At 59.2% G+C, this 19198-nt stretch carries 18 protein-coding genes; 6 read left to right on the forward strand and 12 right to left on the reverse strand.

Annotated features, from left to right (window positions below; all coding sequences use genetic code 11):
- Positions 1-56 precede the first annotated feature (56 nt).
- Complete coding sequence (locus HMPREF2604_RS03195; RefSeq protein WP_070524469.1) at positions 57-1124, forward strand: ABC transporter ATP-binding protein; 1068 nt, start codon at positions 57-59, stop codon at positions 1122-1124.
- Positions 1125-1266: 142 nt separating this feature from the next.
- Here the strand turns inward: HMPREF2604_RS03195 and HMPREF2604_RS03200 are convergent, their stop codons facing one another.
- Positions 1267-2226 carry a hydrogen peroxide-inducible genes activator gene (locus HMPREF2604_RS03200; RefSeq protein WP_070524467.1) on the reverse strand — a complete coding sequence of 320 codons (960 nt, stop codon included), beginning with the start codon at positions 2224-2226 and terminating at the stop codon, positions 1267-1269.
- A 173-nt stretch (positions 2227-2399) separates the two neighbouring features.
- On the opposite strand from HMPREF2604_RS03200, the gene HMPREF2604_RS03205 reads away from it, so the two are divergent.
- On the forward strand, positions 2400-2993 hold the full coding sequence (locus tag HMPREF2604_RS03205; protein ID WP_070524465.1) for a peroxiredoxin: 594 nt from the start codon (positions 2400-2402) through the stop codon (positions 2991-2993).
- Between the two features lie 43 nt (positions 2994-3036).
- A complete protein-coding gene (locus tag HMPREF2604_RS03210; protein WP_070524463.1) occupies positions 3037-3570 on the forward strand; it encodes an alkylhydroperoxidase, AhpD family in 534 nt (177 codons plus the stop codon).
- A 110-nt stretch (positions 3571-3680) separates the two neighbouring features.
- On the opposite strand, the gene HMPREF2604_RS03215 is transcribed toward HMPREF2604_RS03210, so the two are convergent.
- From HMPREF2604_RS03215 to HMPREF2604_RS03235, 5 genes are all read right to left on the reverse strand, one after another.
- Complete coding sequence (locus HMPREF2604_RS03215; RefSeq protein WP_070563157.1) at positions 3681-4391, reverse strand: VIT1/CCC1 transporter family protein; 711 nt, start codon at positions 4389-4391, stop codon at positions 3681-3683.
- A 104-nt stretch (positions 4392-4495) separates the two neighbouring features.
- Complete coding sequence (locus tag HMPREF2604_RS03220; RefSeq protein WP_070563338.1) at positions 4496-4873, reverse strand: hypothetical protein; 378 nt, start codon at positions 4871-4873, stop codon at positions 4496-4498.
- Between the two features lie 28 nt (positions 4874-4901).
- Complete coding sequence (locus tag HMPREF2604_RS03225; RefSeq protein ID WP_369816036.1) at positions 4902-5927, reverse strand: PTS sugar transporter subunit IIC; 1026 nt, start codon at positions 5925-5927, stop codon at positions 4902-4904.
- 167 nt (positions 5928-6094) lie between these two features.
- Positions 6095-8668, reverse strand: a complete 2574-nt coding sequence (locus tag HMPREF2604_RS03230; protein WP_070563161.1) for a DEAD/DEAH box helicase — start codon at positions 8666-8668, stop codon at positions 6095-6097.
- A gap of 102 nt (positions 8669-8770) precedes the next feature.
- Positions 8771-9790 (reverse strand): PAC2 family protein, encoded by a 1020-nt coding sequence (locus HMPREF2604_RS03235; protein WP_070521987.1) that lies wholly within the window; start codon positions 9788-9790, stop codon positions 8771-8773.
- A gap of 349 nt (positions 9791-10139) precedes the next feature.
- On the opposite strand from HMPREF2604_RS03235, the gene HMPREF2604_RS03240 reads away from it, so the two are divergent.
- Positions 10140-11294 (forward strand): DUF4192 domain-containing protein, encoded by a 1155-nt coding sequence (locus HMPREF2604_RS03240; protein ID WP_070521990.1) that lies wholly within the window; start codon positions 10140-10142, stop codon positions 11292-11294.
- On the opposite strand, the gene galE is transcribed toward HMPREF2604_RS03240, so the two are convergent.
- The 6 genes from galE to HMPREF2604_RS03270 form a co-directional block, all read right to left on the reverse strand.
- A complete protein-coding gene (gene galE / locus HMPREF2604_RS03245; protein ID WP_070521993.1) occupies positions 11251-12234 on the reverse strand; it encodes a UDP-glucose 4-epimerase GalE in 984 nt (327 codons plus the stop codon). The genes HMPREF2604_RS03240 and galE overlap by 44 nt on opposite strands.
- Positions 12235-12238: 4 nt before the next feature.
- Positions 12239-12919, reverse strand: coding sequence for a metal-dependent transcriptional regulator (locus HMPREF2604_RS03250; RefSeq protein ID WP_070521996.1), 681 nt, complete (start codon positions 12917-12919; stop codon positions 12239-12241).
- Between the two features lie 283 nt (positions 12920-13202).
- The gene (locus HMPREF2604_RS03255; RefSeq protein WP_010190233.1) at positions 13203-14198 is read right to left on the reverse strand and encodes a sigma-70 family RNA polymerase sigma factor; all 996 of its coding nucleotides are present in this window, start codon (positions 14196-14198) and stop codon (positions 13203-13205) included.
- Between the two features lie 138 nt (positions 14199-14336).
- Positions 14337-14813: a D-aminoacyl-tRNA deacylase gene (gene dtd / locus HMPREF2604_RS03260; protein WP_070563166.1), complete on the reverse strand. Its 477-nt coding sequence runs from the start codon at positions 14811-14813 to the stop codon at positions 14337-14339.
- A gap of 78 nt (positions 14814-14891) precedes the next feature.
- Positions 14892-16433, reverse strand: a complete 1542-nt coding sequence (locus tag HMPREF2604_RS03265; protein WP_185963224.1) for a DUF7782 domain-containing protein — start codon at positions 16431-16433, stop codon at positions 14892-14894.
- 77 nt (positions 16434-16510) lie between these two features.
- Positions 16511-16993, reverse strand: coding sequence for a DUF3099 domain-containing protein (locus tag HMPREF2604_RS03270; protein WP_070563171.1), 483 nt, complete (start codon positions 16991-16993; stop codon positions 16511-16513).
- A 48-nt stretch (positions 16994-17041) separates the two neighbouring features.
- On the opposite strand from HMPREF2604_RS03270, the gene HMPREF2604_RS03275 reads away from it, so the two are divergent.
- Together HMPREF2604_RS03275 and HMPREF2604_RS03280 are read left to right on the forward strand one after the other, a co-directional pair.
- On the forward strand, positions 17042-17293 hold the full coding sequence (locus HMPREF2604_RS03275) for a DUF3039 domain-containing protein (protein ID WP_012715089.1): 252 nt from the start codon (positions 17042-17044) through the stop codon (positions 17291-17293).
- 94 nt (positions 17294-17387) lie between these two features.
- Positions 17388-19178, forward strand: a complete 1791-nt coding sequence (locus HMPREF2604_RS03280) for a DEAD/DEAH box helicase (RefSeq protein WP_070563173.1) — start codon at positions 17388-17390, stop codon at positions 19176-19178.
- The last annotated feature ends 20 nt before the right edge of the window (positions 19179-19198 follow it).

The following is a 19198-nucleotide window of genomic DNA, read 5'->3' on the forward strand; positions in this document are numbered from 1 at the left end:
GAAATTGGTACCCTCGTGGTGACTGTGTGAACAATGATTAAAGAAGGGCACAATCAATGACTAATCCTTTTGGTTCGAATCCGGAGGACAACGGCTCCAACGGAGGGTTCGGAAGCAACCCGCAGAACGGCCCCAGTAATTCCTCCGGGAACACTGGTGGACTTCCAAAGTATGAACCCACCAGCCACCCAGAAGACCAGGCTGGTTTCGGTCAATCCGGCAACTATGGCAACTATGGCGGCGGAGCTTACGGCTCTCAGTCCTATGGTGGGTACGATGCTGGCCAGCCGGGTTATGCCGGTGCGAGCTATGGGAATAGCTCCGGTCAAGAGGGCCTCGGCCCAGGTGCCGGTCCGGCCTATACGGGTCCAGTCAGCGCTATCGAAGCGATCAAATGGGGATTCAAGGCCGCGCTCGGCAACGCACTTTTGTGGGTGTTGGGAGCCGTCGTCGTGCTTGCTATTCAGTTTGTCCCACAAGTTGGAATCAGCGTTGGTGCGCAGAGTGCCGATGGGGCGGAGACCTCCGTCATGTTGGACCTCTTCTCCTTCGCGGTGTCTATCCTGTCCTTTGTCATTTCTCTGGTTGTTTATCGTTTGGCCTACCGTGAAATCGATAAGCCGAGCCCCACATGGGGAACCCTGTTCCAGGGAGTTCGCTGGGTGCCGCCGCTGGTAGTGAATCTTGTCTTGGGCATTCTCGCAGCGATTGCCCTGGTGATCGTCATCGTCGTCCTGTTTATGGTGGTCCTCGGCGGTGTGGAAGGTACGGACCTCCAGAACCCAGAGCAGCTCAGCCAGAGCGATGTTTTCGCGCTCGTTGGCTCCATCTTTGGTGGGCTCCTTGTAGTGATGTTGATTGCGCTGTTTATTCAGCCCTTCTTTACCCTCATGCCCTGGTTGGCAGCCGATACTTCCTCGATCGGCGAGGCTTTCTCCCAGGGACTCAAGCTGGGCAAGGAAAACTACAGCCACCTTTTGCTGTTTATTGTCCTGTCTGGCCTCTTGGGTTTCGCGTCCCTTATTACCTTGGGCTTGGCTCTGATTATTATCGCGCCGGCCCTTCAGCTGGCGACAGCGCACCTGTGCCGCCAGTGCCAGGGTCGTTATGCTCCCGCAGCTTAAGGTCTAAACCAGACCTATAACGCAACGCCGCCTAAGCTTTCCGCTTGTTTAGCCACCGCCTACCGAGGCGGGCCGGGCTACAAGAGGTAAGCCAAGGGCGGCGTTGTAGTTTTTAATGCCATCAGAGTTGGGGGGGCTCGAATTACGAGGTCGGGAAGAGGGCTCGGGAGCGTTCCGCAGCGTCCTGGAAGGCGGCGGTGACCAAAGAGCCAAAGGCGCGAAATTCATCAGCGCGGGCAGCAGACGATCGGAAAACGAGTCCAACCGGGCGCTCCGCTGTTACCGTGGGGGCGAAACGGGCGACCGCAAGCTGCGGGTTTTGGCATTCCGTTGCGAGCGCTGATTCAGGGACAAGGGTAGTGCCTAGATTTCCCATGACGAGCTGCAGGATAGTGGTCAGCGACGATGCTCGGGTGACGGCATTGGTGGCTTCGGAGGGGTTTACCTTGGCGCGACGGCATAGGTCGAGGACTTGGTCGCGGAGGCAGTGGCCGTCGTCAAGCAGCAAAAGGTCAAGGTCTGCAAGCTCTTCGAGTGTGAGATCCTCGCGCCCCGCGAGCGGGTGTCCTGCCGGTGTTACGACGGTAAAGGACTCGCTATAGAGAGGAGTCTCGACCATCCCGGTGGCCTCGGTGGGCAGTGCGGCCACAGCGAGGTCTAAGCTGCCCTCGCGCAGCTTGTCTAACAGGTGTTGAGTCTGTTCCTCGACGAAGCGTGGTTCTAGATCAGGGTAGGTTTCGCTGATGGATTTCAGTAGCCCCGGCAAAATATAGGGCGCGATGGTGGGGATGATTCCGATGGTGAGGGGGCCAGTTAACGTACCGCTTGCACCGTGGGCTTGGCTGAGGAAGGCATCGGACGCTTCGAGCGTTGCCTTGGCGTAGGGGAGGAGCGCCTCGCCGGTGGACGTCACGATGACCTTGCGGGTAGAGCGCTCGATGAGCTGGACGCCCAAGCCTTGTTCGAGGGCGACGAGTGCTTGGGAGAGCGAAGGCTGGGAGATATCGAGTTTGGCGGCCGCGGAGCCAAAGTGTTTGTTCTCCGCAATCGTGACGAAGGTGCGCAACTGGGCGAGGGTTGGGCGATACTCCTTATTGTTCATGCCTATAACTCTAACATCTCTAATTCGTCAGGCCTATTGACGTGCGAGGGGGTTCGTGGCATACTTAACAAGCGAGCGGCTGCGTACCAGCTAAAAGGCAAAATGGTGTGCGGTCGTAGAGATTTGCATCACTTTTGTGCATTGTTGTGACTATTGAAGGAGTTGAATCTTCTATGCCTATCTTGACCGTTGGTGAGAAGTTCCCAGAGTTCGAACTGACTGCGCTGAAGGGCGGCGACCTCCACGACGTCAACGCTAACCAGCCGGAGGATTACTTCGAGCAGGTGTCTTTGGACAAGTACCAGGGGATGTGGAAGGTTGTATTCTTCTACCCGAAGGACTTCACCTTTGTGTGCCCGACTGAGATCGCAGCCTTCGGCAAGCTGGATGAGGAATTCCAGGACCGCGATACCCAGATCCTCGGCGGCTCCACCGACAATGAGTTTGCGCACTTCAACTGGCGTGCAACCCACCCGGAGCTGAAGGAAGTCCCGTTCCCGATGTTCTCTGATATCCGCCACGACCTGATCCGCGCCCTCGGTGTGGAGAATGCCGACGGCGTTGCTGACCGCGCAACTTTCATCATTGACCCGGACGGTGTTATCCAGTTCGTGTCCGTGACCCCGGACGCTGTCGGCCGCAACGTTGATGAGGTTCTGCGTGTGCTCGATGCGCTGCAGTCCGAAGAGGTTTGTGCCTGCAACTGGGAGGCTAATGACCCGACGAAGAACATCGACAAGCTCGAGGTCGTTCAGTCCGCACTGTAAGACATCGCTAAGCACAACCGTCCAACCATAAAGGAGTTACTCAGTGTCCATCGACAACCTGAAGTCCGCACTTCCGGCGTATGCCAAGGATCAGAAGCTCAACATCGGTACGCTCACGCGTACGACCGAGCTGAATGAGGAGCAGCTGTGGGGCAGCTTGGTCGCTGCCGCGGCCGCCACCCGTAATGATCTGGTCCTGAAGGAGATTCTTGAGGAAGCCCGCGAGCACCTCAGCGAAGAGGCAGTTGACGCAGCTCTCGGCTCCGCCACGGTGATGGCTATGAATAACGTGGCCTACCGCGCAAAGAGCTGGTTGGGCGATGATTTCGCTCAGGTCAAGTTTGGTCTGCGCATGAACATCATTGCTAAGCCTGGCGTAGACAAGGCAACGTTTGAGCTGTGGAGCACCGTTGTCTCTGCTATCAATGGCTGCGAGCACTGCTTGACTGCACACGCCAATACTCTGTTGGAGGAGGGCGTGACCAAGGAGCAGATTTGGGAAGGCGTCAAGGTCGCAGGCGTTGTTCAGGCTGTGGCGCAGGCGCTGCAGGCTGAGGCTGTGCGTTCCGCTGAGTAGATAAACAGCATGCCTTCTTAGGCGCACGATAGAAAGTCCCACTCCCGTGATTATGTACAGGGGAGTGGGACTTTTTGTGTCTCAAAGGGCTGGGGGCGGTTTGCGGCCTTCTAGCCGATGACCCCGCCGAAGGCAACGCCGATGCCATAGGTAATGGCTAGCCCGAGCGCTCCACCAAAGACGAGGCGGAAGACGGAACGTGCGGCATTCGTACCGGCGAGGCGAGCAGACACGTAGCCCGTAATCGCCAGGGCAATGAGAGTGACCACGGCGACGACTGCTGCGGCCATGCTCATCGGGGCTATGAAGATTGACAGGAGGGGCAGCGCTGCACCGGCAAGGAAAGATACTGCCGACCAGAAAGCGGCGTGCCAAGGGTTCGTCAGGTCCTCACCATCGATTCCCATTTCCAGCCTCAGGTGTGCCTCCAAGAGCCTATCTTTGGCGGCGATCTCATGTGCTGCAGTGTCTGCGGTAGTGGTGTTCATGCCGTAGTCGGCCAACATAGATACGAGTTCGGCGTGTTCTTGTTCAGGAAGCTCTGCCAGCTCGCGGGTCTCCTTGGCTATCATCATCCGTTCGGAGTCACGCTGCGCTGACACCGAGACATATTCTCCCAGCGCCATCGACGCGGCTCCCGATACGGTTGCGGCCAAGCCGGCGATAAGGATGGCGCTTGCCGACGCCCCCGACCCCACGACGCCGAGCAGAAGTGCAGCGACGGAGACGATGCCGTCATTAGCGCCGAGAACTCCCGCCCGAAGGGAATTTAACCGCGCGTTGTGTGAATCGCCATGGGGCTCATTGGCATGGTGTGCCATTTCCAGCTCCTTGAACCCTAGAGAACTGCTCTTACTCCAGTATCGTCGCTGGTCAGAGTCCTGTAAAGCGTGTATAGGCTTCGCTGTGTGTAGGGAGTGAAGGCTTAGGTAATCGTTCCGGTCCACTCACCGCAGGGGATGCCGTCCACTGACAGGCTCATCGTGAAGACTTCTTCTTTTAGATTAAAGTGGGCGGTGGGCAGCGTGATTGCGAGTGCCTCGGGGGAGTAGTTGTATTGATAATCAACTGGGCGGTGGGCGTCCCTCGTGTCTTCTCCGTATGAAGCGATCTCCATCGAGCTGAGGTTGGCTTGCTCGAAGTAGGCGATGAGCTGAAGGTCGAGGGTGTGCAGCTTAAAGACGACGTCACGGTGGTGGGGCATGCCCCCGAGGAGCCAATGCACAGTGACTGAATCCTCGTGTGTCTCAAAACGAACGCCGGCAAGGTGGATGCTGGTGGCTGGGGAGTTTGGGTTAGTCATAGTGGCGCCCACTGTACTCCCCATGTCGCTACTTGAAATCGAGGGAAAAGTATTCAGATTTGGTTAAGTGCAGAACCTTTTCAAAGAGCCAGCAAAAGAGCAGCGCAAGGGCGAGGGGAAGTACGACATAAACGAAGGTAATGATCATCACGTTGCCGGCGCTCCATCCCCACCCTTCGTAATTGAGGGCCGCCAGCGGGCCCATGAGGCCGGATATTCCGAAACCGGCGGAGATTGGTGTGCCTGAGATCCCTAGAGCGCCACCAATGCCGCCCAGGATTGCGGCGGAGCAAATGACGGGAAGGAAGGTGACCGGCTTGGACAACATATTGGCCATCTGTACTTTGGGAGAGCCCAGAACATGCAGGATGGAGGTGGCGAAGCCGTTGACGCGCCAGCCGGCAACGAGGAGCGTGAACCCTGCGGCAACGGCCCCGAGGTTGGCGGTGCCAGAGGCGATGCCGTCGATAAAGATGGCGGTAGCAATGCCGACGGTGGAGACTGGGGAGACGATCATGACTGCAAAAAGAACGGCGAGGACTATGCCCATGAGGACCGGCTGCAAAGTTGTCGCACCGTTCACGAGGTCACCAAGCCACAGCGTAAAGACCTTGACGATGGGGAAGGTGACAACCCATCCGATGCTGCCCGCAACGAGCGTCACGATGGTGGAAAGCAACAAGATGGAGTAGTTCTTGAGCCTATCGCCGATGAAGAGGAGCAAACCAACTGCCATGGCTGCGGTTAATCCAGAGTTGATGACGAGCCCGGTGCCTTTGAGGAAGAAGCCGCCTTCGGGATTGACGGTGGCCACCCCGGAGCCGCAGAAAGAAGCAATGCCCACGGCTGCGGTCTGAATCGGCGTCATCTTGAATTCGATGCCTACGAGGACACCAATCATCACAGGTAAAAGGCTGGCGGCTAGACCCGTCAGCGCTATTACGGTGGACGCGCCGGACCAGAAGGGGAGCAGTGCCTTGGCCAACTCGCCGAGCAAGGCCTGCGGGACGAGCGACACGACGACGGCGATCGAGATGCCGTTGAGAACCTTCATGGTGAAGGATCCGAGGGTGAGATGCTCGGCCGCGGGCGCGGCGCTAGCGTGAGGGATGGGGGAAAGCTGGCGTTCGTCTATCTGCTGTGGCGTGCTCATTCCCCAATCATACGCATAATATGCGGTTGACGGAGAATAATAACAAAGAAAGGGAGTATTTAAATTCCCTAGTATTCCACGCGTAGTTCGGACAGCCGGACTTCACCAGCCTCATCGGAGGCATCCAAATCGACAGTGCCAACGATGTGGTAAGAGTTGTCCCCCTCTGGGTCCTTGAGGATCTGCCGGACGGTCCACGATCGTGAACCCCCAACGCCACGAGCCCCTGCGCCCTTGTCGCCCTTGTCCAGGACAAAGTACTCCGGGCCCCGTGCTGCTGGCCCAGTATCGATGTCATCGTAGTCATCGAAGTAGTCATCGAGAGCTTGGCCAAAGTCGGGGATCTCCTCCAAATAATCCAACAAATCTGCCAAGCGATCTTCCTTCTCCAAGGCAAAGAGCTGCGCGAGCCGGAAGAAGTAGTTGCGCACCATGATGCCAAAGGCACGCTGATTGGCTGTCAAGGCAGTGGGATCCTCAACGCCGAAGGCCAATTCGCGGTCCAAATCCGCCTGGGAAATGGGGGAGTCCTCGCCGGCCATTTCAGCCCACTCGTCGACGAGCGAAGAATCAACCTGGCGGATAAGTTCTCCGAGCCAGACGATGATGTCTTCGAGCTCCTCGGTAAGGAACTCGGCAGGGATCGACTGCTTGAGCGTGCGCCAAGCATCAGTGAGGTAGCGCAGGATGACGCCTTCAGAGCGGGCGAGTCCGTAGGTGGCGACAAGGTCGGAGAAGGTCATGGCGCTCTCTAGCATGTCGCGAACCACAGACTTAGGACGCAGCTCAAATTCCTTGGCCCAAGGATTGGTTTCGCAAAAAGTGTCGTAGGCCTGCTCCAAGAGCTCTTCGAGTGGCTTCGGCCAGGTGATGTCTTCCACGATGGCCATGCGTTCGGTGTAGTCCACCCCGTCTGCTTTGAGCGCCGCGATCTCCTCGCCACGGCGTTGCTTTTGCTGAGCAATTAGGACTTGGCGAGGATCATCGAGCACTGCCTCGAAGACCGAGATGACGTCGAGGGCATAGGTGTCCGATTCCGGATACAGCAAGGTGAGTGCCGCCAACGCGAAGGGCCCCAAAGGTTGGTTCAAGGCGAAATCGCGCGGCATTTCCCGCACCACGTGGTACGGGCGTCCATAGATGTCGAGACCCTTGGTGGATTTTTGGACCACGCCTGAATTGAGAAGCCCTCGAAACAGGCTCAGCGCCGTTAAGATGTCTTCGTTCTGGCGCGCACGCGTGTTGTGGCTCGTACGCAGCAGGTGTTTTAGGTGCTCGTAACCGTTGCCGTGGCGGGCGAGCACATTGAGCAGCATGGAATTGGAGACTCGGAATTGGGAAGTGAGCTGCTCCGGTTCGGCGTCGATAAGCCGGGCATAGGTCTGTTCCGACCACGAAACCTCGCCATCGCGCGCGGACTTCTTCTTCAGTTTCTTTAGGCGCGCCGGGTCATCGCCCACGCGCCGCCGCGCTTTGGCGTTTTCGATCTCGTGCTCCGGCGCCTCTACGACGACCGTGCCTTCCGTGTCATAGCCTGCTCGGCCGGCGCGACCGGCAATCTGGTGAAACTCGCGGGACTTGAGGATCCGCTGACGGGTTCCGTCATACTTGGCCAGGCCCGTCATCAACACCGTGCGGATCGGTACATTGATGCCAACACCTAAAGTGTCGGTACCGCAGATGATCTTGAGCAGACCCTTTTGGGCCAACCGCTCCACCAAGCGCCGATACTTCGGCAACATGCCGGCATGGTGTACACCAATTCCCTTACGAAGCAGCTTAGACAGGTCCCTGCCGAACGTCGTGGTGAATCGGAATCCCGCGAGCTCAGCGGCAATGGACTCCTTCTCCTCTGAGGTGATGATCTTTGACAGCGACGTCAATGCTTGCGCGCGCTCTGAGGCCTCGCGCTGGGAGAAGTGGACCACGTAGACAGGTGCCTTGCCACCAGCGAGCAATTCCTCGATGGTTTCATGGACAGCGGAAAAGACGTAGGAGAAGTCCAACGGGACCGGGCGGGTTGTCCCAGCCACGAGCGTCGTCGTGCGTCCGGTGCGCTCAGTTAAGTCCTTCTCCAGCCACGTCGTATCGCCCAAGGTCGCGGACATGAGCAAGAACTGTGCCTTCGGCAATTCCAACAGCGGAACCTGCCAGGCCCAGCCGCGATCCGGCTCGGAATAATAGTGGAATTCATCCATGACCACCTGATCGATGGCGGCTTCCGCGCCATCTCGCAGTGCAATATTGGCGACGATCTCCGCGGTCGCAGCAATGATGGGCGCGGAACCGTTCACCGTGGCATCGCCGGTCATCATGCCAACGTTTTCTGGGCCAAAAATCTCACAGAGAGCGAAGAATTTCTCGCTCACCAAGGCCTTGATAGGGGCGGTGTAGAAGCTGCGCTGCCCTCGCGCTAAAGCTATGAAGTGGGCGGCATTGGCTACCATGGACTTACCGGATCCGGTAGGCGTGGCCAAGATGACGTTATCCTGCGCGAGGATAGCTAAAGAGGCCTCTTCCTGCGCCGGGTACAGCGAGATTCCACGGCCGGAGGTCCACGATAAAAACGTCTCCCAGATGGCCTCATCAACCATCGACTCGGGGACTTCGGCGAGATCGGGCAACATCTGAGAAAGGTTCACCCGTCCCACCTTAGGCGAAAGCCTTAGAGCATAAGTCTCCGCCCTGCGGCTGTGAAAGACCGAGACTCCTCGACAGCCGCGGCGTGCTGAGCTTATCTGAGGTTAGACGTCATCGTCCATGTCTGAGCCGGGGCCCTCGTCGCGCCCGTAGTTATCCTCGCGGTCGTCGATGTCTTCAGAGAGGATATCCGGGTTGTCATCGAGTCCGGCAAGGAAAGCCTCGAAGTCAGCCCCGATTTCCTCGCCCGTAGGCATGTGCTCTTCACCCGGCATAATGGCCTGCGGATGGCGGGAACGGTAGCGCTCCATATAAGCGTCGTACTGCTCTTCCAACTGGCGGACCACGCCCGCGATCTCTTCAGAATCCGTCACCTGCTCCTCGAGCTGCTGGTTGACGCGAGCCACGTCTGCCTCCAAGCTACCCAAGGGAATGTTGAGGTCGACGGCTGAGGCAACCGAATCCAGAAGACGGAGCGTGGCCGCTGGATAAGGCGAGGCCGCCAGATAATGCGGCACATGCGCGGTATAGCCGGCCACGCGTCGGCCCTTCTTATCCAAGGCACGCTCAATATACAGGGCGGCTGCGCCGGGGACCATCATGGTGGATTCCATGCGTACCATAGAGTTAAGGAGTTCCGGGGCATTGCCGTGCGCAGTGACCACCGTGGGGCGGGTGTGTGGCACCGGCATGGGCGCGGAGTAGAGCATGATGGTGTTCTTGATATCGAACTTTTCAACCAAGTTCACTACCGCATCCGTAAAGGCCTCCCACCGCAAGTCCGGTTCCGGTCCGGACAGCAGCAAGAAAGGCGTGCCGGAATTATCCCGCAATACCTTGATGCCCAAATCCGTGTTCTCAATCTCCACGGTGCGGTCATGGTCGATAGTGACGGCAGGGCGGCGTGAACGGTAGTCAATGAGTTCGTCGTTATTAAACGAGGCCAGCTGGCGGTTTTCCAACGCGGCTTTGAGGTGATCAGCACTGGCTTCAACGGCCTGGCCTGCATCGGCGTAGCCATTCATGGCAACGATCATTGTGGGGCCTGCGCCTGGAGTGGAATCATCCTTGACCACTGGAGCGGGGTACTCCAGCTCGTACATGCGGCGCTGTTCTTCCTGCATGGTTGTGACTCCTCCTTCTAGCCGTGTGCTTGTTCTCGAGCGTACGACCTCAATCAGTGTTCTGTGACATGCAACGCTTAAGGCTTACCGCCTATTCCCAGAGGCGACTGGGCGTCCGGGGCGAACGCGAAGCTGGTCCGTACACGCGGGGCTCCCGCAGGGAACCAGTGATGATCGTTCAAGCATGCCATATGGAGGCTGGTTGTGCCAGGATTCCACTTGCTGGGTGTGGAAAACCGGGCTACTTCCAGTGGACTGCGCACTAGCCCGGACTCGTTATCCACAGATGTGCCGTGGACGGTCTTAGTGCTCTAGCGAACTGAGGTAAGTGTGGTTCAGGCTACAAGGTATGAACACACTCTCAACGCATACAGACCGCACTCCACCGATAACGACCCCAGGTCACCTCCTCGCAAACATCCCTGGCCTCCTAGGCTTCTATCCCACTGAATCGGTGGTTTTCATGGCTATCGATACCACCCCGCGAGGCCCAGCCATGGGCCCGCTTGCTCGCGTCGACATTGCTGATGCCCAAGGGGCAGTAGCGGACATCTCGCCGTTACTGGCCGAGCACGCCCGCGAAGGTGTGTTTGCATTCCTTATTTCGAAGCGTCCCCTCACCGAGCTCAGGGAGGTGGCTCACTGGCTATATGGCCTAGACCGCGCCGAGGACGGGCTGGAGGTCGACGCTGCGTGGCATACCCGGGAAATCACCAAACATGAGGCTTATGTCTTGCTTCATGGAACCGTCAACGCGGATGGAAGCGGGCCAATGAAGAAGTGGGTTGAGGGGACAATACCGGCGCTGACCGACGCCCCCTCGATGCGCTCTTGCGTCGACCACAATGTTGTACCGGAGCTCAATAGGGAGGAGTTCTTTGCTGTCTTTGCCGCAGGGAACCAGTATCTGGATGCTGCCGAAGCCGATGCCTTGGCACGGCAAGCGCGAGAAACGGCGACGCAGTATCGTGCGCAGGTAGCAGCTGTGCGGGGAAAGAAACGAAAGGACCTCTTGGATCACTTGCTCGACGATGCTCGGTGGGCGCTTCACCAGGTGGCGTCGGTGGAGGAGGCTGAGCAGGACAGTGAGCTGCTGGCAACCTGTGCTGTGTGGCTGTCAACGACGTGGACGCGCGACCTTGTCGTGAACGTGTGCGCGACGTCGGGCGAAAAGGGAGCGCATCTCCTTCTGGCGGCGGCGCGGACATTCGGCGGCGAGTTGCGGGCAAACGCGCTGACTCTCTTTGCGCTGGCGCAGCTGGAACAGGAGTGGGATATCCTCGCGGGTCCTGCATTGCAGCTCGTCGTGGAAGAATTTCCCAGCCACCGCCTAGGCTCACTCCTGTGCCAGGCATACCGTCATGGCCTGCACGAAAAGATTCGGGACTCAATTCATACAGGCGCCCTCAAAGCCTATGAAAACGCTATAGGGGAAGGGGAGGAGCATTCAGAGGATGCGGCTAGCGATGCGCAGAATGTGCCCGCTCGCCGAGCTGCTGGGTGAAGTTCCACGCGTCTGTCACGATGGTGGTCAGATCGGTGCGGCTGGGGTTCCACCCGAGCTCGGATTTGATCTTTTCCGAAGAGGCCACGAGTGTTGCGGGATCCCCAGCGCGGCGAGGTGCAAGCTCAGCCGGGATGGGGTGACCGGTTACTTCGCGGCAGGCCTCAATGACCTGTTTGACGGAGTAGCCATCCCCGGAGCCAAGGTTGTAGATGCGGTGCGTTCCTGCGGCGTTGCTCTCCAGCGCTAGGACGTGGGCCTCTGCCAGGTCTCGGATGTGGATGTAATCCCGGACCGCGGTGCCGTCGGCGGTGTTGTAGTCATCGCCGAAGATGTAAATCTTGTCGCGGTGCCCCAGCGCTACCTGCAGGACGAGGGGAATGAGGTGGGTTTCTACTTCGCGGTTTTCTCCAATGGTGCCGTAGGCTCCGGCGACATTGAAGTAGCGCAAGGAGGTCGCCCCAAGGCCGTAGGCAGTGGCATAGGACGTGATCATGTAGTCAATTGCGAGCTTGGACGCGCCGTAGGGATTCGTTGGCTGCGTAGGCATCGACTCCGTAATTGGCACTTGCGCTGGCTCGCCGTAGGTTGCAGCGGTCGAGGAAAAGACGAGGTTTGTGACCTCGAATTCCCGCATGGCGTTTAGGAGCGTCAGCGTGGTTACGACATTATGTTGCCAATAGTCAGCGGGGGCTTCAACGGATTCACCGACGAGGGAACGCGCCGCAAAGTGCAGCACGCCGTCGAATCCACCTTCAGACAACACCTCACGGGCGACATCAGCGACGTCGCCTTCAACGAGACGTGCCTGCTCTGGGATGGCCTCGCGGTTGCCGGTAGAGAAGTTGTCGATGATGGTGACGTCGTGGCCTTTTTCAACCAAGACTGCCGCGCACACACTGCCGACATATCCGGCACCACCGGTAACTAACAGCTTCATCGTCTTACTTCTCCTTAACTCGGATGGCGTGGGCGAGATCGTCGACAAGCTCGACAGTATGGCCCGACTTCGTCGTCAGCGTAATGGTTCCGCTCTCATTGACCACCGTCACCTGCGAACCGATTTGGATTCCGCAGGAATAAAGATCATCGAAGGTCGAGCTGTCGGCCTGCAACACCTCATTGATTTGCACGATGGTGGCTTCAGTTTCTTGTCCCGTGGGGAGGTCGATGGCGCGGGTTCCCAAGTCGAGCTCCACCGGGGTCGTGCCCAACTGTGCCAAGCCTGGGATGGGGTTGCCGAATGGTGAGCGCGAGGAATCCTCCAATACCGCGACGACGCGCTTTTCTACCTCTTCACTCATGACGTGTTCCCACCGGCAGGCCTCGTCGTGGACCTTGTCGATGTCCAGTCCAAGGACGTCTGTGAGCAAGCGTTCAGCTAGGCGGTGCTTGCGCATGACGTTGGTTGCCAATTCGCGGCCCTGTTGGGTGAGGTCGAGGCTGCGATCAGTGCGCACGTGGAGCAGACCATCGCGCTCCATACGAGCCACGGTCTGGGATACGGTCGGCCCAGACTGCTCTAAACGCTCTGCGATCCGCGCGCGGAGGGGAGTGATGCCTTCCTCTTCGAGCTCGTAGATGGTGCGCAGATACATTTCCGTGGTGTCAACTAGGTCCCTCACGTGGGCTTACCTTTCTGCGTTGTGGGCGGTGCGTAGCCACATAGGTTTAGACGCGGTAATAAGGATGTATTAAGAGAATATCTTAAACAATAGCGCATTCATTGAAAGTATTGAGCGCGCAGCGCTGTGCCTCCGGCGGGGTTCGACGGGGCACGGCAACCTCGCGGGACCTTGTGGAACGACGAAAGCCACCGAGCGCTGACCGCCAAAGCCCACAATGCTGTTTCAGCTGGGCTAGCAGGTAGCTGGCTCGATGGCTCATGCCAGGATTCGAATAAAAGATTTAGAGTGCGTATTCGCGGAGGCGATCGGCGCGGTTTCCTTCGCGCAGCTTGGCCATGACCTCACGTTCAATTTGGCGAACGCGTTCGCGGGAGAGACCGAACTTGCGGCCAATCTGGTCGAGGGTGCGCGGAACCCCATCGTCCAAGCCATAGCGCAAACGGATGACGTCCTGCTCGCGCTCCTCCAAAGAACCAATGACGGAGCGGATATCGGAGTGGCGCATGGAAGCAACCACGGCGGTTTCGGCGTCCGTTGCTTCGGCATCCTCGATGAAGTCTCCCAGTGGAGCCTCTTCATCGGTGCCCACCGGCATATCCAAGGAGACAGGATCGCGGGACTGACGCAGCAGCATTTCGATCTTGGACTCTTCGATTCCCGATTCCTCTGCGAGCTCCTCGTTCGTAGCCTCGCGGCCTAGGGATTGGTACATCTCGCGCTTGATGCGCGAAAGCTTATTAACCTGCTCAACTAGGTGTACAGGGAGGCGAATTGTCCGGGACTGGTCAGCCATGCCGCGGGTAATGGCCTGGCGGATCCACCAGGTTGCGTATGTGGAGAACTTGAAGCCCTTGGCGTAGTCAAACTTCTCCATCGCGCGAATCAGGCCCAAGTTACCCTCCTGGATGAGATCCAGTAGCGGCATGCCGCGGCCGGTATAGCGCTTAGCCAGGGAGACCACGAGGCGCAGGTTTGCTTCCAAGAGGTGGGAGCGTGCCTTCTTACCTTCGCGGGCCAAGATCTTCAGGTCACGCTTCTCCGCGCGAGTTAGCTTCTCAGCATTGGCAAGCTTGTACTCGGCGTAGAGGCCAACCTCAATAGTCTGCGCCAATTCAACCTCGTCCTCGGCGCTCAGCAGCGCAGTCTTGCCGATTCCATTGAGGTAAACGCGGACCAAGTCCGCGGAGGGATTGTCATTGGTCTGGTTACGGCGTGAGCCGCGGTCAACTTCCTGTCCGTCCTCGTCTTGGACGCTAGCAGCGGATGATGTGGCCATCTCATGCCTCCTAAGTTGCGGCTTGGTTCATCCCCTACAACGGGCCTTCGCGTCAGATAGTTCCCACGGCCCCAAAAATGTTTAATCACCCGGGAAGTGCGAGAGGTTTTAGGCCATTTTGGGGGAGGCGCGCCGAAGCTAGACCTCAACGATCACGGTAAATGGTCCTTCATTGACGGAGGACACGCGCATCATCGCTCCAAAGCGGCCTTCTTCCACAGTGAGTCCGCGCTCGCGAAGGCGAGCGACAACTCCCTGGATAACCGGCTGCGCGGCTTCACCCGGTGCGGCATCTGACCACGATGGGCGCCTGCCTTTGGCCGTTCGCCCGTAAAGGGTGAACTGACTTACCACCAGAACAGGCGCACCGCTGTCGGCCACGCTCGTCTCGCCTTCTAGGATGCGCAGCTCAGCGATTTTGCGCGCCATCGTGTCCATCCGCTCTTCCAAGGTTGGTCCCTCGGCAGTACCGGAATCAGAACCTGCCGCGACGTCCTCGCGGGAAACACCGACGAGCGCTAAGACGCCGCCGGTATCCGGGCAGGAAATAGAGCCGACAACGTCGTTGTCTACGGTGACGGTTGCTTCGGAAACGCGGGTTAAGACAGCACGCATGGGATCGAGTGCACGACCTTTCTGGGGAGGAGTTCTTTCTCAGATGACAAACGCGAGGGACTTGGGGGAGGGAGAGGGCTACTCAGTGTTGCTAAATGCCAACAGCTCCGTAGGGATGAGTAGCCCATGGCGGATGAGATCCACAATGGCTGGAAGCGCGGCGCTGACCAACTCGGATTCCTCAAAGCCCTGCGCGGCGGCATAGAGCTCGATGGTCTCCCCAATACTCAGCCCGTGGGGATTGAGCCCGGCGACGATCGCCGCGAGGTGCTCGTCGACGTCATGCTGCCAGCGCGGACCGTCCGTGCGGCTGAGCCGTAATGCTGCGCGCTCAAAGCCCATGCCAAGCTCCGTGTCGGGCAGTGAAACGTCTTCGCGGGCGACACCTGGGCGCAGCTGCACATGCTTTGTTTCCAGCTCACCCGGCACCAGGTTGCGTAGCCATTCAATGCGAGCGAAGTATTCCTCCACTTCGGGCCCGAGCGGATCGATGACTGGCTGCGCCATGGTCTCCGCCAAAACATCGGAGGGCTCGTCGTCTGCGATGCGCTGGATAGCCACGAAGCCAAACCCGATGCCGGTGACATCATGATCACGGAAATGCTCCAGCCAACGGCGTGAACGCTCCTGGCCTTCAGCACTGCGAACATCCACGGATTCATCGCTCAACCACGTGGAAACATAGAGCGCAGGGTCCGCCACATCGCGCTGAATGATCCACGCGGCCACGCCGGTATCCGGCAGCCATGAGGCAACCCGCTGCTGCCAAGACTTGTCGCCTTGGTGTACCCACGCAGCGAGAATGTGTGCGGTGCCCCCAGGATTGAGGTGCTCCACAGCTTGCGATATGACAAGCTCACTTGCTCCATCCAGATTGAGGCCGGAATCCCGGTACACGTGGCCCACCTCGGGCAAGCCCACCACGAACGGAGGGTTAGCAACGATTCGGTCGAAGCTCTCGTGCTGCACGGGCTCGAACCAAGAACCCTGGCGAAGCTCAACACGGTTTTCTGCGCCTGCAGCAGCGACGGTAGCGCGGGCAAGGTGGAGGGCTCGCTCGTGAACGTCGGTCGCAACAATTCTTTCAGCAGACTCCAGTTGCCCAAGGATTTGTACGCCAGAACCCGTGCCCAGGTCTAGTACTGAGGACACGGGTGTGGTCGGGGTCGAGTGCAAGAGGGAAAGACTGGCAGAGCCTACCCCCAACACGTGCTCGGGGCCGGGCACGTGATCCACTAGGGAGGCATCAACATCGGAAAACACGATGCGGTTCTTACCCACGATGACGTGTGGCCGAATGTCATAAGCCACGTAGGCGGTGCCGTGCTCGTCGGTAAGCACTGCGCCGCAGTCGAGCAGCCGGGTGGCTAGGCGTGCGCCGAGGACGTCGGAAAGCAGCGTGGCCGGTACGTGTTCGTGCAGCAGGAAGATCCGGATGAGGTGGTCCAGGCGGGAATCACCGTTGGCTCCCAGTGCCACGGCGGCTGGCTCGCCGCGATGTAGCGCTTCGGTGTACTCCGGCCCCAGGTGTCCCGCGATACCGTCCGCACTGAACCCTGCCTCAGTAAAGACGTGGGCTAGTTCTTCCGCAACGTCTGCGATGGGGTTGTCCGGGTTCATCGCCGGGCCGAAAGGGGAGGGCTGTTGGGTGCTCACAAAAATATCCTTTGATAGTTGGGGAAGGAAACGGTGACTTCTTAATCTTCGTGCTCAATTGTGTTGGTCGTTGAACTCTCCGCGTTCGTGCCCGAGGGGGAATCCTCCGATGAGAGCGCGCCGGGAAGTTCGCCGTGAGCACCGCTGGTGATTTGTTCGCGCTGTGCCTGCGCCATCTGTCGGGCAAGGGCGGGCTTATACACAGCTTTGTCACGTTTGTCCTTCTTCTGCCCCCGCCCGTTGCCGATGACCACGGCTATCCAAGGAAGCGGGAAGGTGACGCCCACGACGAGGGCGGCGGCTATCCACCAATGCCAGGCATACACCATGACACCAGCTAGAAGCAGCGAAGGGATGCGCAGAAACTGCAAAATGGAGTAGATAACTTCGCGGCGATGCCGGTCCTGGCCGGGAGCGAGTTTGGCGGTTGTAATGAGATAAGCCTTGCGCCCGAATCGACGCCCACGCCGCCGCCCCGATCGTGGGGTATGGCGGACGTTATCGCGCGAGTTCGAAGGGGTCATGCTCACCAGCGTAGCGGTAGGACTCGCCAACTTCGATACCGATGCGGCATGATAGTGGGCGTGAGTACGACGACTAAGACTATTGAACGCCCTGATGTCCGCGAGGATACGTCGACCAACGACGACACCCCGAAGTTTTTCCATTATGTAAAGAAGAACCAGATCCTCGATTCCGCGGTCAACGGTAAGTACGTCGTTGCCCTCTGTGGTGAGACCTTCCCCGTCACCAAGCAAGCCAAGCCTGGTTCGCCCGTGTGCCCGGACTGCGAGCGCGTATATAAGAGCCTGCGCCGCCGCTAAGCGTGCCGTCGACGCTTAGTATTGCGTCGACGTAAAACGAAGACTTTCACAAGAGCGGGATGTTGGGATAACTAGAGGGGGATAGTCGCTGACCGTGTCTACACAGACTCCAGCACAAAGATTTGCCAATAATGGTTCGCTGCGTGTGTGGCAACGCGCGGCCTTGGATAAGTTCCTGGCCACCAAGCCGAAGGATTTCATGGCGGTGGCAACGCCAGGCGCAGGTAAGACTACCTTCGCCCTGCGCGTGGCCACAGAGCTCATGGCGGACCGTACCGTAGAGCGCGTGATCGTGGTGGTGCCCACCGAGCACCTCAAAGTGCAGTGGTCTGAATCTGCCTCCCGCGTGGGGCTCGCGCTGGATCCGAAGTTCACGAACTCTTCTGGAGTCAACCCCGCCATGGATGGCGTGGTGGTGACCTACGCCCAGGTAGGCATGCACCCCTTTAAGCACCGCGCGGTGGCCTCAGCCCGGCGCACCTTGGTGATTCTCGATGAGATCCACCACGCCGGCGACGCCAAGAGCTGGGGTGACGGCGTGCGCGAGGCCTATGACGACGTGGAGCACCGCCTCGCCCTGACCGGTACGCCTTTCCGCTCGGATGATTCCCAGATTCCTTTCGTGCGCTACGAGGAGGACGGGGAAGGGCACTTGGTCTCCCGCTCCGATCACACGTACGGCTATGGCGATGCGCTTGCCGACGGCGTCGTGCGCCCCGTGGTCTTCCTCAGTTACTCCGGCGAGTCCCGCTGGCGCGATAGTGCCGGCGAGGAGCATGCGGCCCGCTTGGGCGATATCCTCAATCCGGAGCAGACCGCCCGCGCGTGGCGCACTGCTCTGGACCCGAAGGGCGAGTGGATCCCCACGGTCCTTCAAGCTGCCCACACGCGTCTGATGCAGATGCGCCGCAACATGCCGGATGCCGGCGGCCTCGTACTCGCTACCGATACGACGACGGCGCGCGCCTACGCGAAGATCCTCAAGCAGATTTCGAACACTCCGGTATCCGTCATCCTTTCCGATGACCCGGGTTCCTCCGCGCGTATCGCAGAGTTCTCCGAATCCACCGACGAGTGGATGGTGGCCGTACGCATGGTGTCCGAGGGTGTCGACGTTCCGCGCCTCGCAGTGGGTGTCTATGCCACGTCTGCCTCGACCCCGCTCTTTTTTGCTCAGGCCATCGGCCGCTTCGTGCGCTCCCGCATGCCGGGAGAGGCCGCCTCGGTATTCTTGCCTTCTGTCCCGGTCCTGCTGGGGCTGGCGGAGAACATGGAGAAGCAGCGCGACCACGTCCTCGGAGGGGAGAAGAACCCCGACAAGGAGGGCTGGGATGATGAGCTGCTTGAGGACGCCAATAAGAAGAAGTCCGAGCCGGACATGCTCGAACCTTCCTATGAGTCCCTCGGCGCGGAAGCTGAATTCTCCGGCCTGCTCTACAACGGCTCGCAGTTCACCACGGGCAATATCACCGACGAAGAAGAAGACTTCCTCGGAATTCCCGGGCTTCTCGACGCAGACCAGGTCAAGGACCTCCTGCGCAAGAAACAGTCCGATGAGATGGATCGCCGTGAGGCAGAGGAGAAGGCGCGCCGGGCTGCTGAGGCGGCGGAGGAACAACGTCGCAAGCTCTACGGCACCCCGCATGCGCCCAAGCGTGGGGCGGAGGCGTCGGCAAGCAGCACCGGATCCCAGTCAGGCGTGGTGGATGAGATTTCCGCGCTGCGCAAGGAGCTCAACACGGTGGTCTCCATCACCGCTCAGCGCACCGGCCGCCCGCACGGAGCCATCCACACCGAAGCGCGCAAGGCCTGCGGCGGACCTCCTACCGCGCTGTGTAACGCTGAGCAGTTGCAAGAGCGCATCGATTATCTACGCAAGTGGTAGCTGTGCGGACGCAGTAGAAT

It is taken from the genome of Corynebacterium sp. HMSC055A01 (assembly GCF_001809405.1).
Classification (GTDB): Bacteria; Actinomycetota; Actinomycetes; order Mycobacteriales; family Mycobacteriaceae; genus Corynebacterium; species Corynebacterium hesseae.

Excerpts from the sequence above, each read along its gene's own strand:
- HMPREF2604_RS03195 (WP_070524469.1), top strand. The coding sequence starts at position 57 with ATGACTAATCCTTTTGGTTCGAATCCGGAGGACAACGGCTCCAACGGA.
- HMPREF2604_RS03200 (WP_070524467.1), bottom strand. The coding sequence starts at position 2,226 with ATGAACAATAAGGAGTATCGCCCAACCCTCGCCCAGTTGCGCACCTTC.
- HMPREF2604_RS03205 (WP_070524465.1), top strand. The coding sequence starts at position 2,400 with ATGCCTATCTTGACCGTTGGTGAGAAGTTCCCAGAGTTCGAACTGACT.
- HMPREF2604_RS03215 (WP_070563157.1), bottom strand. The coding sequence starts at position 4,391 with ATGGCACACCATGCCAATGAGCCCCATGGCGATTCACACAACGCGCGG.
- HMPREF2604_RS03220 (WP_070563338.1), bottom strand. The coding sequence starts at position 4,873 with ATGACTAACCCAAACTCCCCAGCCACCAGCATCCACCTTGCCGGCGTT.
- HMPREF2604_RS03225 (WP_369816036.1), bottom strand. The coding sequence starts at position 5,927 with ATGAAGGTTCTCAACGGCATCTCGATCGCCGTCGTCGTGTCGCTCGTC.
- HMPREF2604_RS03235 (WP_070521987.1), bottom strand. The coding sequence starts at position 9,790 with ATGCAGGAAGAACAGCGCCGCATGTACGAGCTGGAGTACCCCGCTCCA.
- HMPREF2604_RS03240 (WP_070521990.1), top strand. The coding sequence starts at position 10,140 with ATGAACACACTCTCAACGCATACAGACCGCACTCCACCGATAACGACC.
- galE (WP_070521993.1), bottom strand. The coding sequence starts at position 12,234 with ATGAAGCTGTTAGTTACCGGTGGTGCCGGATATGTCGGCAGTGTGTGC.
- HMPREF2604_RS03255 (WP_010190233.1), bottom strand. The coding sequence starts at position 14,198 with ATGGCCACATCATCCGCTGCTAGCGTCCAAGACGAGGACGGACAGGAA.
- dtd (WP_070563166.1), bottom strand. The coding sequence starts at position 14,813 with ATGCGTGCTGTCTTAACCCGCGTTTCCGAAGCAACCGTCACCGTAGAC.
- HMPREF2604_RS03265 (WP_185963224.1), bottom strand. The coding sequence starts at position 16,433 with ATGAACCCGGACAACCCCATCGCAGACGTTGCGGAAGAACTAGCCCAC.
- HMPREF2604_RS03270 (WP_070563171.1), bottom strand. The coding sequence starts at position 16,993 with ATGACCCCTTCGAACTCGCGCGATAACGTCCGCCATACCCCACGATCG.
- HMPREF2604_RS03275 (WP_012715089.1), top strand. The coding sequence starts at position 17,042 with ATGATAGTGGGCGTGAGTACGACGACTAAGACTATTGAACGCCCTGAT.